We start from the raw sequence: 16,371 nt of genomic DNA on the forward strand, positions 1-16,371 counted from the left end.
TCAGAGACTCACGGACTCAGAGAGTCGAGGTGATCCCGTGTCGGAGGAGAACTCCGAGGAGATCGAGGTCCAGGGCAGGAAGGTCGTCGAGCTGTTCACCGCGTGCGCGGCGGCTCCCGACGACCTGGCCGCGGCCGAGGCGGCCGACGCCGCGCTCGCCGAGCTGGAGGTGCTGTTGCGGGACGCGGAGGAGGAAGAGCTGGCTGGGTAGCGCCCGAGGATCTCGAAACGCCGACGGCCCGTCCGATGGGGACGGGCCGTCGACGTGCGTGAGGGACCACCGACGCACATTGCGGTGCCCGCGGGTTCTCTCAGGCCGCGGGCACCCTCGTGGCGCGCTCGCGGGTCAGCACGGCGACCAGGAGATCCTGTACGCCCGGTCCCGGGCCGGTGGCGTGGAGGTGGTGGACGTCGGGGTTGACAGTTCGGCAGTCGATCAGGAGGGCGCGGCCGGGCGGGAGGTCCGCCGTCCAGCAGGGGTCGGTGGCGCCGGCGGGGACCAGGCGCGGGCCGCCACCCCTCGCGCCCTCCTGGCGTATCACGGCCAGCAGCAGGAACTCGCAGTCGTCCCACCGGGGCAGCCGGGCCCGGACGGGCTCGCCCACGGGCACCACGGTCTGCAGTCGATGGGCCTCGATGCGCCAGTCCGCGTCCACGTCGATCCACGGACCCACGAGCAGCCGGCGCAGCAGCCCGGCGACGTCGGACGCCGACGGCCGACCGGGGCCGTCGGGTCCGACGGTCACCGGTCGTGCCTGGTCCACCGCGAAGAACCAGTCGTCGTCGGCCGTCCAGGTCATCCGCATCCGGAGCCCCCGGGCCCCCGGCGCCGGGCTGCCGCAACCGTCCAGCAGGCCCGCCGGCAGGGGCGGGAGGTCGGCGAGGACGTAGCCCCCGCGGGGCGGGGCACGGCACGCTCTCCCGGACTCAGCTCGCGCCGGCGTGCGCGGGCCCGGCGGACCGCCCCACCCGGGCGAGCCGCTCGTCGAGGTGCCGGGCGGAGGAGTTGACCCGCCACAGGGCGCCGCGGGCTATGCCGCGCCGCATGTAGGGCGAGCCGGCCGACGGGACGACCACGTTGTGGAACCAGCCGGCGGCGTGCTGGGAGTCGATGGTGATGTGCAGCCGGTGGTAGGTGATGCCGACCTCGGGCAGGCCGAGCCGCTCCCAGGCCCGCACCACGTTGCGGAACCGGTCGGGTGCCAGCCACTCGGTCATGCCGAGGAATCCGACGGCCTCGGGGTAGAGGTGCCGGTAGCGGCACAGCAGCACGGCCAGGTTCCCGGAGAGCAGGTCGGTCGCGGTCATCGCGCTCTCCAGCTCGGCCTCGCCGATGTCGAACACCTCGTAGATCTTGTTGAAGAGGTGCGTGTGGACGTTCTCGGGTTCGCCGTTGCCCATCTCGTCCCAGTAGTTGCCGGCGATCTCCATCTTGCTCGGCCCGACCGTACCCACCTGCATCATCGCGAGGAAGTCGTCGAACCTGCCGTCGACGAGGGACTCCTGGATGACGTAGGTGCGCAGGTCGTCGCGGTCGGCGTCGCGGTTGATGAAGTCCAGGTAGTAGGGGTGCTTGTAGGCCCGGTGGGACCGCACCAGCCCCTTGAGCCAGGACAGGAACTGCTTGGGGTCGTCGGGCGCCTCCTCCAGGGTGCCCGGTTCGATCCAGCCGTCCTCAGCAGCGATCGTCGCGGTCTCCAGCAGCCGGGTGACCTCGTGGAGCACGACGGATCCCTCGGCGCTGGGCCGCTCGGGAATCTGCATGATCGTCTGGTAGATGCGCGACAGCAGCAGCTGCTGTGCGTGGTGCGCCTCGGCGGAGCCCTTGGCGGCCGCCTCGTTCAGCTCGGTCACGGCCGCGACCACGCGCTCGCGCTCGCTCCGGCGGGTCCGGTCGATCTCCTCGGCGGGGACCGACAGCCAGGACGAGACCTCGTCCACGATCTCCGCGTGGCCTGACGCGCCGGTCGCCGCCAGGGCGGTGTCATTGCTGAGCACGCCTACTCCAATCTTTGGGTCTCTCGGGATTCGACGCTCGATCGCATCGCGCCGGGACGTGGATTGAATACGGCACCGTCGACGGGAATCCATGGGCACCTGGATCGGAGGCGGTGCGCGAAACGGTAGGCCAACTGGCCTGTTCCGTCCGGCCGTCACGCCAAAGACACGCGCATCCTGAGAAATTCGGGATGCGCGTGCCTGGGTGAGCGCCAGCGGAGAGGGCAGGATTCGAACCTGCGCGGGCATAACCCGACCGGTGAGTACCCCACCGGACCCCATTCGGCCGCTTTGGGTACCTCTCCAACGGCCTTTCGTTGCTCATAGCTTGGCACACCCGTACTGACACGCCCCTGATAGAAAACTGAGCGGCGAGCGGCATCTCGGAAGGTCCGATATCAGGAGGCCATCAGTGGCGCCTGGGATAGTGGCGGCAAGGCAGGGCCCGCGGCCCGGTGGATTCGCCGCGCGGGCGCCGAGGTTTCACCACAGAGGAGATGTCCGGTGAGCGCTGAGACCCGCAAAATACCCGTGTCGCGGCTCTACAACGACGAGCACGGGGAATCGCACTTCATCGAGGAGACCCTGGAGGTGACCGCGGCTAATTTCGCTCCGCCGGCGCCGCCGATCTACGTCTCCGAGGGCGTGCCGGCCAAGCAGACCGTCTACCTGTTCCTGCCGGCCGGCTACGAGGGGGACTTCCACCCCGCGCCGCGCCGCCAGATCATGACCCTCATCAGCGGCTCGCTGGAGTGCAGCGTCAGCGACGGCACGACGCGCCTGTTCTCGCCGGGCAACACCCAGCTGGTGGAGGACACCGTGGGCAAGGGGCACGCCACCAAGGCGCTGGAGGACTGCGTGATGGTGGTCTCCCAGCTGGACTAGGTGCGCTGTCCGCTGTCCTGGGACGGCCGACCGGGCGGGTGCCGCGGCTGCGCGGCGCCCGCCCGGTCGTCGTGCCCGTCGGGCGACTCAGCCCTTGACGTAGCCGAAACTCTCCACGATCCGGCCGTTCTTCAGCCTGGTCACGTTGACGCCCCGGACGAAGTCCTGCGGGCCGGAGCCCCAGCGCAGCGTCCAGCGGCACACGGCCCGTTCACCGGCCGCCCACACCTCCTCGGGCACGAACTCCAGGTTCTTGTTGCCGGCGATCTGGGACCAGAATTCCAGGCACTCGGCATAGCCCTTGTGCCGTGAACCGTCCGGCGCCGGACCGGAGTTCTCCAGGTAGCAGTCCTCGGCGAGCAGATCCCTCAGAAGACTGGGATCGTGTTCCCGGAACGCCCGATTGAACTGATCGATAACGGCAAGCGTCTGCTCATCTGACATTGCCCCTCGTACACCCTCCTGTCGGTCCGGCACAGCGCCGGAATGACCGAACACCGCTACGACCGCGAAACGGCTGTGGGGGGTGCCGTGCGGGCACGTCTCACATTGTCCGAACGCGGTCGCAGGAAAGTCATACCGCGCCGGACGCGATCTCGTCCAAGCCCAAGTGCCCGACGGTCAGCCGGTTGTCAGCCAATACGCCATACCGTGAGGTCATGACCACTGCGGACAGGGCACCACTCGACCTGGCATATCAGCAGGCGACGGAATATCTGGATGGGCTCGCCCGACGACCGGTGGGCGCCACGGCAAATGCCGAACAATTGCTGAAAATGTTCGGTGGCCCGCTGCCCGGCGGGCCCACCGACGCCGCCGACACCATCGCCCTGCTGGGCCGGGCCGTCGCGGAGGGCGGTATTCCGACGGCGTCCGGTCCGCGCTACTTCGGCTATGTCACCGGCGGCACCCTGCCGGTGGCGATCGCCGCGGACTGGCTCGTCGCGGCCTGGGACCAGACCGCGAGCCTGTACAACCTCTCGCCCGCGATCGCCGTCGCCGAACACGTCGCCGGCCAGTGGGTGCTGGAGTTGCTCGGGCTGCCGCGGCACGCCTCGGTGGGCTTCCCGACCGGCTGCACCATGGCCCATCTGACCTCGCTCGCCGCCGCCCGCCACCAACTGCTCGGCGCGATGGGCTGGGACGTCGAGCGCGACGGCCTGCCGGGGGCACCGCGCGTGCACCTCGTGGCCGGGGCGCAGCACCACATGACCATCGACCTCGCGGCGCGCTACCTCGGCTTCGGCAGCGGCGGCATCCACAACGTGCCGGTCGACGAGCGGGGCCGGATGCGGCCCGACGCCCTGGCGGACACGCTGGCCGGTCTGGAGGGGCCGGTCATCGTCTGCGCGCAGGTCGGCGACGTCAACTCCGGTGCGGTGGACCCGGTCGGCGAGATCTGCGACATCGCCCACCGGCACGGCGCGTGGGTCCATGTCGACGGGGCGTTCGGGCTGTGGGCCGCGGCCAGTCCCCGGCTGCGGCCGCTGGTCGACGGGGTCGAGAAGGCGGACTCCTGGGCGCTGGACGCCCACAAGTGGCTCAACGTGCCCTACGACTGCGGCATCGTGGTCGTGGCGCACCCCGAGGCGCACCGGACCGCGATGCTCGGCGGACGGGCCGGCTATCTGCCGGCGGGCGCGGTGGGCGAGCGGGACGCCATCGAGTGGGTGCCGGACTTCTCCCGGCGGGCGCGGAGCCTGCCGGTGTGGGCCGTGCTGCGCAGCCTGGGCCGCGACGGTGTGGCCGAGCTGGTGGAGCGGTGCTGCGACCTCACGGCCCGGTTCGCCGAGCGCCTCTCCGGTATACCCGGCGTGGAACTCCTCAACGAGGTCGTGCTGAACCAGGTGATGGTGCGCTTCGGCGACGACGACGCGACGACCCGGCGGGTGATCGGCCTGATCCAGGACAGCGGGGTCTGCTGGTTCGGCGGCACCGTCTGGCAGGGCAGGGCCGCGATGCGGGTGTCGCTGGTCAACTGGCGGACCACCGAGCACGACGTGGACCGCAGTGTGGAGGTCATCCGGGAGGCGGTCCTCAAGGCCGTCCCGACGGCGCGGACGTGACGTCCGCGGAACACGGGTCCGGCCCGGTGCGCGGTCTGCGCACCGGGCCGGATCTCGTGGCCGCGGCTCACCTCAGGTCGTCGTCGGCCGCCCGCGCCACCCACCGGCCGAACGTCTCCGCCTCGTCGCGGCGGCCCTCCAGGTAGCGGCGGGAGAGCCGTTCGACATAGTCGGGAAGGTCGGCCGCGGTGGTCTTCAGACCGCGCAGCTTGCGGCCGAACACGCTGTCCTGGTCCTCCGCGAGGGTCAGCCCCCCGCCGAGGTGCACCTGGAACCCCTCCACGGGAGTGCCGTCGGGACCGGGCACCAGCTGGCCCTTGAGGCCGATGTCGGCGACCTGGGTGCGGGCGCAGGAGTTGGGGCAGCCGTTGACGTTCACGGCGAGGTCCAGCGGTTGACCGGCGAGCCGGCGCTCCAGTTCGGCCACGAGAGCGGCGGCCCGCTCCTTCGTCTCGACGATGGCGAGTTTGCAGTACTCGATGCCGGTGCACGCCATGGTGCCGCGCCGCCAGGACGAGGGATCCGCCTCCAGACGGATCTCTCGCAGCGCGCCGACGAGCGGCTCGGGATCGGCGACATCGAGGACGAGCAGTTTCTGATAGGGCGTCAGGCGGACCCGTCCGCTGCCGTGTTCCTCCGCCGCGTCGGCGAGGGCGGCCAGCCGGGTGCCGGAGATGCGGCCGACGACCGGCGCGGCCCCGACGTACCACCGCCCGTCGCGCTGCGGGTGGACGCCGACATGGTCGACGGGCCGCTCGGGCAGTTGTGGGGGCGGTCCGTCGTGCAGCGGCCGGTGCAGGTACTCCTTCTCGAGGACCTCGCGGAACCGGTCCACTCCCCAGTCGGCGACGAGGAACTTCAGCCGGGCCCGGTTGCGCAGCCGCCGGTAGCCGTAGTCCCGGAACAGCCGGGCCACCCCCAGCCACACGTCCGGGACCTCGGCCAGTGGCACCCACACGCCCAGCGACTTGGCCAGCATCGGCTGGGCGGACAGGCCGCCGCCCACCCACACCCCGAACCCGGGTCCGTGCTCGGGGTGCACCGCGCCGAGGAAGGCGATGTCGTTCACCTCGTACGGCACGTCCGGCAGCCAGGCGACGGCCGACTTGAACTTGCGCGGCAGGTTCGACAGCGAGGGGTCGCCCACCGAGCGGTCGACGATCTCCTGCACGGCCGGGGTGGCGTCGAGGAGCTCGGTGGCGGCGACGCCGGCGACGGGGCTGCCCATGACGACCCGCGGGCAGTCGCCGCACGCCTCGGTGGTCGACAGGCCCACCGACTCCAGCCGGCGCCAGATCGCGGGCACGTCCTCGATGCGCACCCAATGCAGTTGGATGTTCTGCCGGTCGGTGATGTCGGCGGTGTTGCGCGCGAAACGCATGGAGACGTCCGCCACGGCCCTGAGCTGAGCCGCGTCCAGCCGTCCGCCGTCCACACGGACCCGCAGCATGAAGTACTCGTCCTCCAGCTCCTCGGGTGCCAGTACGGCGGTACGGCCGCCGTCGATGCCCGGCTTGCGCTGGGTGTACAGGCCCCACCAACGGAAGCGGCCGCGCAGGTCGTCGGGGTCGATGCCGGCGAACCCGGTGCGGGAGTAGACCGTTTCGATCCGCTCCCGCACGCGCAGCGGGTCCTCGCGCTGTTTGAACTCTTCGTTGGCGTTGAGGGGCGCGCGCTCGCCCAGGGCCCACTGGCCCTCGCTGCGTGCGCCCGGCGACCGGGCCGGTGGCGGCACGGACGTCGTGACGGACTCACTCATCCCGGGTGCTCCTTCGATGGCCGGGCCGGTCGCCCGTCGGCAAGGGGCGGCCATGGACGCCGCTCCCCGCCGACGGGCGGTCCGGCTGTCAGGCGGGCTCTTTCAGCGGGCCCGTCACGGGAACGATCATGCCGTCGGGCAGCCAGTCCGTCCGTGCGGCGTGGTGGTGCCCGCCGCCCTGCCCACCGCTGCCGGGCACGTACGGCACGGCGACGGCGTAGAGCTTGGCGGGTGACCGGTCGTGGGTGCCGCCGACCGACCGCCAGGCCCGGTAGCCGGCCGCGGCGGGCGGCTCGCCGGGGAGCCGTTCGCCCAGGGCGGTGAGGTAGCGCGTCGCGTCGGGTCCCCGTGGCACGTACCGCAGCGGGATGATCTGGCCCGCGCCGGGGCTCAGCAGCGGCGGGGTCAGCAGCCAGGGCGCGAGGTAGGTGCCCTGGGCCGTGGTCCGTCCGCCGGCCACACCCTCCACGGCCGCGGCGGCGCGTTCCCAACCGGCCACGACGATCAGCGGGTGCCTGCCGGTGCCGGGCCGCGTCACGTCGAGGCCGGCCCGCCGGGCGGCGTCACGCACCACCTCGGCGGCCGCGACGGAACGGGCCGAGTCGTCGCCGGCCAGGGCGACGGCGCGTTCGCCGCGGCCGGCCAGGAACCCGACGACGGACCGCAGATCGGCCGCGTCCGCCGGGTCGAGCCGGTCGGCGGGGCACTCCTGGAGCGGCCGGCTGCCGCCCGCCAGGAGGGCACCGACCGCGGCCGCGGCGCACTCCGGTCCGTCGCTGCCGCTCAGCGAGGCGGGGACGGAGGCGCGCTCCTTGCCGGTGTCGACCGCTACGGTCGCGGTCGTCCCGGCGGCCGACACCCACAGCCGGCTGCGCCCCTCCGGCAGCCGCACCGTCACCCAGGTCTGCTCGCTGCCCGGGTACACCCGGCCCGCGGTCAGCCGGTCCTGCCGCACACCTGCCGAGGCACCGTCGGCGGCGACCCCGACCAGGTTGAGGCCGGGCCGGCCCGGCACCACGGTGACGGGGACGCTCCGGCCGCCCAGCGTGACCGGGCTCAGCAGCGGCGCACCGGGGCGCGCGGCCGCCTCGCTCGGCTGCGTCGGGCCCGCCGCGACCGCCGTACCGGCCACCACGGCGCCGGCCACGGTGGCGGCGAAGTAGCCGCATGCGGCGGCCCTGCGGCGCAGCACTCCGCGCCGCAGCAGCCACAGGCCGAGGACGAGCGCGACGCTCAGCACGAGCGCGCCCAGTACGAGGCCCCCGTACAGGGAAGGCAGGTGTCCGGGGCCGGTGGGACCCGCGGCCCCGGACACCGCCGTCGAGAGGTCCGCCCTCATCGCAGGACGCGGTCGCTCACCGCGAACAGCACACCGTGGGGCTGGGCGTCGCCGTGGTCGCCGTGCGGCCAGGACGTGCGGTCGAAGGCGACACAGGGCTCGCCGGTGTGCTCGTCGCGGAAGCCGCGGTCGAGCGCGGGACGTCCCTTGCCGTTCAGGGTGAACATGCACACGCGGTGGTCACCGCCGCCGCCGAAGGAGCCGGAGACGAAGTAGTTGGCGACGGCGATCCGGCTGACGCGGTCGGTCTCCCGGTAGATGCCGCCGTGGCCGCGCTGGAAGACGTCCATGGTGCCCCAGTGCGGGCCGCCCGCGGTGACGTCCCGGATCGGCACCACTCCGGCCAGTTCGGGGCAGTCCCGCTCCGAGCCGCCGGTGTAGGCCTCGTTGAGCTCGTCGACCGAGCAGCGGGTCTTCGGGCCGGCGGCCAGCAGCTTGCGGATGTCGAGGACGTACAGCATGCCGGTGGTGGCGTCGAGCGGCGCGCCGAACGGCACGGACTGGCCCATGACCGTGTGGAAGAGGTAGCGGTCGTCGGGGCTGACGGCCAGCCAGCTGGAGTTGTCGCCGCTGCCGGTGACGGAGTCGTCCTTCTGGAAGGCACGGTAGGAGGTGGTGTCGTCGAACACCTCGCGCCACTTGGGGTTCCTGGCGGTGATGTCGGGCGTGTAGAAGACCGCGCCGCCCGCCATCGAGGAGACGAAGGCGCCCCGGTGGCCCGGCTTGTTGGTGGTGGCCACCTCCATCACCACGCGGGACTCGCGGAAGAACGGGCGCTTCTCGAGCGCGCCGCGCGGCCCGTCGTGGACCTTGGAGACGGACCGCAGCTTCGGGTTGTTGCGGTCCTTGATGTCGAAGACACGCACGGTCTGGCGGGCGAGCTCCTCGCGCAGCGGCGAGTCCGGCGTCATGAAGTTGCGGGCCTCGGCGAAGTCGCTGGCCACCATGATGTCCAGGTCCTCGCGCACCGCCAGTCCATGCGGGTTGGAGCAGCTGGCCGCCGGCAACTGGGGCACGTTGCCGCACTGTTCGGCGGACTCCCCGTCCTCCGTCGCGGCGGGGATCTCGGCGAGGGTACGGCCGTCCTTGCCGATGCGGACGATCTCACCCGGGGAGCCGGCGGCGCCGTTGCCGACGCGCACCTCGCCGTTGGTGTACGTACAGGGCCCGGACACGTCCGGTCCGCCCATGTACGTGCCGTACGCGGTGCCGTCGCTGAGCACCTGGTAGGCGTCGGGCAGCGTGCCGCACGGCGTCTCGGCGGGCGTGTTCACGCCCACGAGCCGGACGGCGGGCAGGGCACGCGTGTCGAAGACGAACGTGGTGTCCGACAGGATGCCACCGGCGTAGATCCGGTCGCCCTTGTGCCACATGTACTGCAGGTGGTGCGGTTCGTTGCCGGTGCCCGGCCCCATCGTCACCGTGTTGACCACGTCGCCGTAGGTGGGCGACTTCGGCTCGGCGTCGATGACGGCGAGGAAGTCGGGCGCCGGCTGCTTGCTGGGACCCGCCCAGGCCAGCAGCCACTTGCGGCCCTGGCCGTCCGCGGCCTTGGTCAGGTGGTTGGTCGCGGTGTACGTGACGCCGTCCGCGGCCTTGACGGCAGACGTCCACTCGCGGGGGGTGTCCGCCGCGGCGGTGCCTCCTCCGGCGAGCAGACCGGCGGTCACCGAGAGGACCAACGCGCCGAAGAAGGCGCGCCGTGCCGTGGCGACTTGTCGTAACCGGTGAAATCTCATTGTCGGCCCCATCCATTTCGGGAAACAGCGTTCTGCACCAAATCGAATTTCTGACGCGCGCGGGGCCCCGTCCCCCCGTGACTCATCCGGAACTATCCCAAGAGGTCACTGACTCAGAGCTGATCCGGAGCTTGCCGCACGCTGACATCCGGGCCGGGAAAGAGGGTCAGCGATCGGTCAGCGCGCCATCCGCCGCCGTTGGTAACGTCATTCGGGCCACGCGTTCGGCGTGCGTCGAAATCGCCACCGAGACCATTCGGCATCGCGTTTCGCGATGGTTTCCGAAATGTTCTTTCCGGTACCGACGAAAGGGCACCCGGATGACAGTGGCTCAACGGAAACATGACGGGAGGGCGCTCGCCGAGCGGGCGGGCCGCGACCTGGAGGACGCTTCCGCGCCGGAGATTCTCCGGTGGGCGGCGGAGACTTTCGGCAAGCGGTTCTGTGTGACGTCCTCGATGGAGGACGCGGTGGTCGCCCACCTCGCCTCCCGCGCGATGCCCGGGGTCGACGTCGTCTTCCTCGACACCGGCTACCACTTCGAGGAGACCATCGGCACCCGCGACGCCGTCGAGGCCGTGATGGACGTCAACGTCATCACCCTCACCCCCGTCCAGACCGTCGCCGAGCAGGACGCCGAGTACGGCCCGAAACTGCACGACCGCGACCCCGACCTGTGCTGCTTCCTGCGCAAGGTCAAACCGCTTGAGCAGGGGCTGACCAACTACGACGCGTGGGCGACCGGACTGCGCCGCGACGAGTCCCCCACCCGCGCGAACACCCCCGTCGTCGCCTGGGACGACAAGCGCCAGAAGGTCAAGATCTCCCCGATCGCCCGCTGGAGCCAGGACGACGTCGACGCCTACGTCACCGAACACGGCGTGCTGACCAACCCGCTGCTGATGGACGGCTACACCTCCGTCGGCTGCGCCCCCTGCACCCGCCGCGTCCTCGCCGGCGAGGACGCCCGCGCCGGCCGCTGGGCCGGACGAGCCAAGACCGAGTGCGGACTGCACGGATGACCACCACAGCGACCCCTCAGGAGAAGCACGTGACGAGCGGAGCCACCGTCTGGCTCACCGGCCTGCCCAGCGCCGGCAAGACCACGATCGCGTACGAGCTGGCCGGCCGCCTGCGCGAGGAGGGCCACCTCGTCGAGGTGCTCGACGGCGACGAGATCCGCGAGTTCATCTCCGCCGGCCTCGGCTTCAGCCGCGAGGACCGGCACACCAACGTCCAGCGCATCGGCTACGTCGCCGAACTCCTCGCCCGTAACGGTGTGAAGGCCCTCGTCCCGGTCATCGCGCCGTACACCGACAGCCGTGACGCGGTGCGCAAGCGGCACGAGACGAACGGCACGTCGTACCTGGAGGTGCACGTGGCCACCCCGGTCGAGGTGTGCTCCGTGCGCGATGTGAAGGGGCTGTACGCCAAGCAGGCCGCGGGCCAGCTGACGGGACTGACCGGCGTGGACGACCCCTACGAGGAGCCCGAAGCGCCCGACCTGCGCATCGAGTCCCAGAACCAGACCGTGCAGGAATCCGCCGCGTCGCTGCACGCGGTCCTCACAGAAAGAGGGCTCGCATGACGGAACGCACTCCATCACACCTGGACGCGTTGGAGTCGGAGGCGGTGCACATCTTCCGCGAGGTGGCGGGCGAGTTCGAGCGGCCGGTGATCCTCTTCTCCGGCGGCAAGGACTCCATCGTCATGCTGCATCTGGCACTCAAGGCGTTCGCGCCCGCGACGGTGCCCTTCTCGCTGCTGCACGTCGACACCGGCCACAACTTCCCCGAAGTCCTCGACTACCGCGACCGTGTGGTGGCCGCACATGGGCTGCGCCTCCATGTGGCCTCCGTACAGGACTACATCGACCGCGGTGTGCTACGCGAACGCCCCGACGGCACCCGCAACCCACTCCAGACACTGCCGCTCACGGAGAAGATCCAGGCCGAGCGTTTCGACGCCGTGTTCGGCGGCGGACGCCGCGACGAGGAGAAAGCGCGGGCCAAAGAGCGCGTCTTCTCGCTGCGCGACGAGTTCTCCCAGTGGGACCCACGCAGGCAACGCCCCGAGCTGTGGAACCTGTACAACGGACGGCACGCCCCCGGCGAACACGTCCGCGTCTTCCCCCTGTCCAACTGGACCGAGCTGGACATCTGGCAGTACATCGCCCGCGAAGACATCGAACTACCGTCCATCTACTTCGCCCACTACCGCGAAGTCTTCCAACGCGACGGCATGTGGCTCACCCCCGGCGACTGGGGCGGACCACGCGACACCGAGACCGTCGAGAAACGCCAGGTCCGCTACCGCACCGTCGGCGACATGTCCTGCACCGGCGCCGTCGACTCCGACGCCAGAACCCTCAAGCAGGTCATCGCCGAGATCGCCGCCTCCCGCCTCACCGAACGCGGCGCCACCCGCGCCGACGACAAACTCTCCGAGGCCGCGATGGAAGACCGCAAGCGCGAGGGGTACTTCTAGCCATGACCACCGACACCCTCCGCCTCGCCACCGCCGGCTCCGTCGACGACGGCAAATCCACCCTCGTCGGCCGACTGCTGCACGACTCCAAATCCATCCTCACCGACCAACTGGAAGCGGTCACCCGCGCCTCCCGCGGCGACAGCCCCGACCTCGCCCTGCTGACGGACGGCCTGCGCGCCGAGCGCGAACAGGGCATCACCATCGACGTCGCCTACCGCTACTTCGCCACACCCCGACGCCGCTTCATCCTCGCCGACACCCCCGGCCACGTGCAGTACACCCGCAACATGGTCACCGGCGCCTCCACGGCCGAGCTGACCGTCATCCTCGTCGACGCCCGCAACGGCATCGTCGAACAGACCCGCCGCCACGCCGCCATCGCCGCCCTCCTCCGCGTCCCCCACATCGTCCTCGCCGTCAACAAGATGGACCTCACCGGATACCAGCAACCCGTGTTCGAGCACATCGCCGAGGAGTTCACGGCGTACGCCACCGAACTCGGCGTCCCCGAGGTCACCGCCATCCCGATCTCCGCGCTCAACGGCGACAACGTCGTCGAACCGTCCGCGCACACGGACTGGTACGGCGGCCCCACCGTCCTGGAACACCTGGAAACCGTGCCGGTGAGCCACGACCCGGCGCACTGCCACGCCCGCCTGCCCGTGCAGTACGTGATCCGGCCGCAGACCGCCGAGCACCCCGACTACCGGGGCTACGCGGGCCAGATCGCCGCCGGCACCTTCCGCGTCGGCGAGCAGATCACCGTACTCCCCTCCGGTCGCACCACCACCATCACCGGAATCGACCAGCTGGGCACACCGGTCGACGCGGCCTGGAGCCCGCTGTCGGTGACCCTGCTGCTCGCGGACGACGTGGACGTCTCGCGCGGTGATCTGATCGTGCCCAGCCAGGGCGCGCCGACGGCCACCAGGACCATCGTGGCCACCCTCTGTCACCTGCACGAACGTCCGCTGCGGGACGGGGAGCGCCTGCTGCTGCGGCACGGCGCCCGCACCGTCCGTGCGGTGGTCGAGCGGATCACGCATCAACTCCGGCTCCACGACCTGTCGTTGTCCCCGGCCCCCGTGGAACTGCCCATGAACGCCATCGGGCAGGCCGTCCTGCGCACGGCGGAGCCGGTGCACGTGGATCCGTACGCCGTGTCCCGGCGGACCGGCGCGTTCCTGCTCGTCGACGCGGCGGACGGGAGCACCCGCACCGCCGGAATGGCCGGCGAGGCGTTCATCGCTCCCGGGACGAACAGGGCGAGCGGCGGACTCGGCAGGGAGCATGTCGCCTCATGAGGGTGCGCCATGGTGTCGTCCGCGCCGTTGTCCCGTACCTGCTGCTCGCCGCCGTCACCGCGTGCGGCTACGGCTCCCGCGCCGCCGAGGACGACGGCAGGCCCGTCGCCGCGCACGGCAGGAAGCTGTCGGTCGACTCCGTACGGATCGGCTACTTCCCCAATCTGACGCACGCGACCGCCCTCGTCGGGGTCGAACAGGGCTTTATCCAGGAGGAGTTGGGCGGCACCCAGCTCAAGGCGGTGGCGTTCAGCGCCGGGCCGTCCGAGATCGAGGCCCTCAACGCGGGCGCCATCGACATCGGGTTCATCGGCCCCTCCCCCGCCGTCAACGGCTACACGAGGTCCGGCGGCCGCAATCTGCGGATCGTGTCGGGGGCCGCGTCCGGGGGCGTGAGCCTGGTCGTCGACCCGCGCAAGATCAGGACGCCCGGTGACGTCAAGGGCAGGCGGATCGCGACGCCGCAGTTGGGCAACACGCAGGACGTGGCGTTCCTGAACTGGGTCGCGGAACAGGGCTGGAAGGTGGATCCGCGGGGCGGCGACGGCGACGTGTCGGTCATCCGCACCGACCCCAAGGTCATCCCGGACGCCTACAGATCGGGGGCCGTCGACGGGGCGTGGGTGCCGGAGCCGACCGCGTCCCAACTGGTGGCCGAGGGCGCGAAGGTGCTGCTCGACGAGGCGACGCTGTGGCCGGAGCAGCAGTTCGTGATCACGAATGTCGTCGTGTCGCAGCGCTTCCTGCGGGAGCATCCCGACGTCGTGGAGGCCGTCCTGCGCGGCACGGTGCGCACCAACCGCTGGATCCGCGCGCACCCGGCCGACGCCGGACGCGCCGCCAACGCCGCGCTGGAGGAGCTGACGGGCAAGGAGCTACCGGCCCCGGTGCTGGCGCACGCCTGGCCCCGCATCCGCTTCCTGGACGACCCGCTGGCCGGCACGCTGCGCGCCCAGGCCGGGCATGCGGCGAGGGCCGGGCTGCTGGAGGACCCGCAACTGGACGGCATCTACGACCTCGCGCTTTTGAACAAGGTTCTGCGGGCCGAGGGCGAACCCACCGTCGACGACGCCGCCCTCGGCGTCGAGTAGACCCCGACACCCGAGTTTTCCCAGGAGGTGACGACCATGAGCACGACCCTCGCCCCGGCAACCGAGTCGGTGGGGTACGCCGCCCGGATCGAGCACGTCTCGAAGTCCTTCGCCGGGCCCACGGGGCCGCAAGTCGTCCTGGACGACATCACCCTCGATGTCGCGCCGGGCGAGTTCGTCACCCTCCTCGGGGCCTCCGGCTGCGGCAAGTCCACCCTGCTCAACCTCGTCGCCGGCCTCGACGCCCCGACCGCCGGGTCCATCACCACCCACGGGCGCCCGGCCCTGATGTTCCAGGACCACGCCCTGTTCCCCTGGCTGACCGCCGGGCGGAACGTCGAACTCGCCCTGAAGCTCCGGGGAGTCGCCCGGAGCGATCGTCGCGCCCGCGCCGAGGAGCTGCTCGGACTCGTCCGGCTGGAGGGCTCGTACGGCAAACGCGTGCACGAACTCTCCGGCGGTATGCGCCAGCGCGTCGCCCTCGCCCGCGCGCTGGCGCAGGACAGCCGGCTGCTGTTGATGGACGAGCCGTTCGCGGCGCTCGACGCGATCACCCGTGACGTGCTGCACGACGAGCTGATCCGGATCTGGAACGAGACCCGGCTTTCCGTGCTGTTCGTGACGCACAACGTGCGCGAGGCCGTGCGCCTCGCGCAGCGCGTCGTCCTGCTCTCCTCCCGGCCCGGTCGTCTCGCCCGCCAGTGGAGCGTCGGGACGGCGCAGCCGCGCCGTATCGAGGATGCCCCCGTGGCCGAACTGTCCCTGGAGATAACCGAAGCCCTGCGTGGGGAGATCCGCCGTCATGGCCACCACTGAGACCACCGGGACCACGGCCGGCGCCCCCGTCACGGACGTGCCCCGGCCGGCCGGGGCGGGCTCACCGGCGCCAGGGCGGAGCGGGCGTGGCGCCCTGCGGGCCGTCCTGCGCCGCACCGTGCTGCCGCCCCTGCTGGCCGTGGTACTGGTGGGGGCGGTGTGGCAGACGCTGGTGTGGGCGAAGGTCACGAGCGACTACAAGCTGCCCCCGCCGTCCGCGGTGTGGCACAGCCTGTCCGACATGTGGCTGCGGGGCACCCTGTTCGAGGTCATCTGGACGAGCGTCTCGCGCGGTCTGCTCGGCTTCTTGCTCGCACTCGCCATCGCCACTCCGCTCGGGCTGCTGGTGGCCCGGGTCCGCCCGCTGCGGGCGGCGCTCGGCCCCGTCCTGGCGGGTCTGCAGTCGCTGCCGTCGGTGGCGTGGGTGCCGCCGGCCGTGATCTGGCTGGGTCTGAACAACTCGATGATGTACACGGTGATCCTGCTCGGTGCGGTCCCCTCCATCACCAACGGCCTGGTCTCCGGGATCGACCAGGTGCCCCCGCTGCTGCTGCGGGCGGGCCGCACGATGGGCGCGACCGGGGTCAGCGGGACCTGGTACGTCGTCCTGCCGGCGGCGCTGCCGGGCTATCTGGCCGGTCTCAAGCAGGGCTGGGCGTTCTCCTGGCGGTCCCTGATGGCGGCGGAGATCATCGCCTCCTCGCCCGATCTGGGCGTCGGGCTGGGTCAGTTGCTGGAGCACGGCCGCAACAACGCCGACATGCCCGGGGTGTTCCTGGCCATCATGCTCATCCTGGTCGTCGGCATCGCCATCGACCTGCTCCTGTTCAGCCCGCTGGAGCGGCGGGTGCTGCGCGGCCGCGGCCTGACCGGCCGCACCTGAC

At 71.4% G+C, this 16,371-nt stretch carries 16 protein-coding genes and 1 tRNA gene; 10 read left to right on the forward strand and 7 right to left on the reverse strand.

Going from position 1 to position 16,371, the window contains the following annotated elements:
* Nucleotides 1-37 precede the first annotated feature (37 nt).
* A complete protein-coding gene (locus tag I2W78_RS07795) occupies nt 38-211 on the forward strand; it encodes a hypothetical protein (protein ID WP_196458142.1) in 174 nt (57 codons plus the stop codon).
* Between the two features lie 100 nt (nt 212-311).
* On the opposite strand, the gene I2W78_RS07800 is transcribed toward I2W78_RS07795, so the two are convergent.
* From I2W78_RS07800 to I2W78_RS07810, 3 genes are all read right to left on the reverse strand, one after another.
* Entirely contained in the window at nt 312-806 is a 495-nt protein-coding gene (locus tag I2W78_RS07800) for a hypothetical protein (RefSeq protein ID WP_196458144.1), read from the reverse strand.
* 121 nt (nt 807-927) lie between these two features.
* Nucleotides 928-1,998, reverse strand: a complete 1,071-nt coding sequence (locus I2W78_RS07805; protein WP_196458145.1) for an iron-containing redox enzyme family protein — start codon at nt 1,996-1,998, stop codon at nt 928-930.
* Nucleotides 1,999-2,214: 216 nt separating this feature from the next.
* A tRNA-OTHER gene (locus I2W78_RS07810) sits at nt 2,215-2,303 on the reverse strand.
* A gap of 199 nt (nt 2,304-2,502) precedes the next feature.
* Between I2W78_RS07810 and I2W78_RS07815 the strand changes: the two genes are divergently transcribed.
* On the forward strand, nt 2,503-2,883 hold the full coding sequence (locus I2W78_RS07815; RefSeq protein WP_196458146.1) for a hypothetical protein: 381 nt from the start codon (nt 2,503-2,505) through the stop codon (nt 2,881-2,883).
* 87 nt (nt 2,884-2,970) lie between these two features.
* On the opposite strand, the gene I2W78_RS07820 is transcribed toward I2W78_RS07815, so the two are convergent.
* Nucleotides 2,971-3,327 (reverse strand): nuclear transport factor 2 family protein, encoded by a 357-nt coding sequence (locus I2W78_RS07820; RefSeq protein WP_196458147.1) that lies wholly within the window; start codon nt 3,325-3,327, stop codon nt 2,971-2,973.
* A gap of 215 nt (nt 3,328-3,542) precedes the next feature.
* On the opposite strand from I2W78_RS07820, the gene I2W78_RS07825 reads away from it, so the two are divergent.
* Nucleotides 3,543-4,949 (forward strand): pyridoxal phosphate-dependent decarboxylase family protein, encoded by a 1,407-nt coding sequence (locus tag I2W78_RS07825; protein ID WP_196458148.1) that lies wholly within the window; start codon nt 3,543-3,545, stop codon nt 4,947-4,949.
* 67 nt (nt 4,950-5,016) lie between these two features.
* On the opposite strand, the gene I2W78_RS07830 is transcribed toward I2W78_RS07825, so the two are convergent.
* The 3 genes from I2W78_RS07830 to I2W78_RS07840 all read right to left on the reverse strand — a co-directional run bounded on the left by I2W78_RS07830 (nt 5,017) and on the right by I2W78_RS07840 (nt 9,786).
* Entirely contained in the window at nt 5,017-6,708 is a 1,692-nt protein-coding gene (locus I2W78_RS07830) for a nitrite/sulfite reductase (RefSeq protein ID WP_196458149.1), read from the reverse strand.
* A gap of 88 nt (nt 6,709-6,796) precedes the next feature.
* Complete coding sequence (locus I2W78_RS07835) at nt 6,797-8,047, reverse strand: hypothetical protein (protein WP_196458150.1); 1,251 nt, start codon at nt 8,045-8,047, stop codon at nt 6,797-6,799.
* Entirely contained in the window at nt 8,044-9,786 is a 1,743-nt protein-coding gene (locus tag I2W78_RS07840; RefSeq protein WP_196458152.1) for a selenium-binding protein SBP56-related protein, read from the reverse strand. The genes I2W78_RS07835 and I2W78_RS07840 overlap by 4 nt, the downstream gene beginning before the upstream one ends.
* Nucleotides 9,787-10,106: 320 nt before the next feature.
* Between I2W78_RS07840 and I2W78_RS07845 the strand changes: the two genes are divergently transcribed.
* From I2W78_RS07845 to I2W78_RS07875, 7 genes are read left to right on the forward strand one after another with little or no spacing between them, the layout of a single operon-like run.
* Nucleotides 10,107-10,808 (forward strand): phosphoadenylyl-sulfate reductase, encoded by a 702-nt coding sequence (locus I2W78_RS07845; RefSeq protein ID WP_196458154.1) that lies wholly within the window; start codon nt 10,107-10,109, stop codon nt 10,806-10,808.
* Nucleotides 10,805-11,374: an adenylyl-sulfate kinase gene (gene cysC, locus I2W78_RS07850; RefSeq protein ID WP_196458156.1), complete on the forward strand. Its 570-nt coding sequence runs from the start codon at nt 10,805-10,807 to the stop codon at nt 11,372-11,374. The genes I2W78_RS07845 and cysC overlap by 4 nt, the downstream gene beginning before the upstream one ends.
* A complete protein-coding gene (cysD, locus tag I2W78_RS07855) occupies nt 11,371-12,273 on the forward strand; it encodes a sulfate adenylyltransferase subunit CysD (protein WP_196458158.1) in 903 nt (300 codons plus the stop codon). The genes cysC and cysD overlap by 4 nt, the downstream gene beginning before the upstream one ends.
* Nucleotides 12,274-12,275: 2 nt before the next feature.
* Nucleotides 12,276-13,580, forward strand: coding sequence for a sulfate adenylyltransferase subunit 1 (locus I2W78_RS07860; RefSeq protein ID WP_196458166.1), 1,305 nt, complete (start codon nt 12,276-12,278; stop codon nt 13,578-13,580).
* The gene (locus I2W78_RS07865) at nt 13,577-14,671 is read left to right on the forward strand and encodes an ABC transporter substrate-binding protein (RefSeq protein ID WP_196458168.1); all 1,095 of its coding nucleotides are present in this window, start codon (nt 13,577-13,579) and stop codon (nt 14,669-14,671) included. The genes I2W78_RS07860 and I2W78_RS07865 overlap by 4 nt, the downstream gene beginning before the upstream one ends.
* Nucleotides 14,672-14,707: 36 nt before the next feature.
* Nucleotides 14,708-15,487 (forward strand): ABC transporter ATP-binding protein, encoded by a 780-nt coding sequence (locus tag I2W78_RS07870; protein WP_196458170.1) that lies wholly within the window; start codon nt 14,708-14,710, stop codon nt 15,485-15,487.
* Nucleotides 15,474-16,370: an ABC transporter permease gene (locus tag I2W78_RS07875; RefSeq protein ID WP_196458172.1), complete on the forward strand. Its 897-nt coding sequence runs from the start codon at nt 15,474-15,476 to the stop codon at nt 16,368-16,370. Before I2W78_RS07870 ends, I2W78_RS07875 begins: the two co-directional genes overlap by 14 nt.
* Nucleotide 16,371 lies beyond the last annotated feature (1 nt).

This window comes from Streptomyces spinoverrucosus, from assembly GCF_015712165.1.
In the GTDB taxonomy this organism is placed as follows: domain Bacteria; phylum Actinomycetota; class Actinomycetes; order Streptomycetales; family Streptomycetaceae; genus Streptomyces; species Streptomyces spinoverrucosus_A.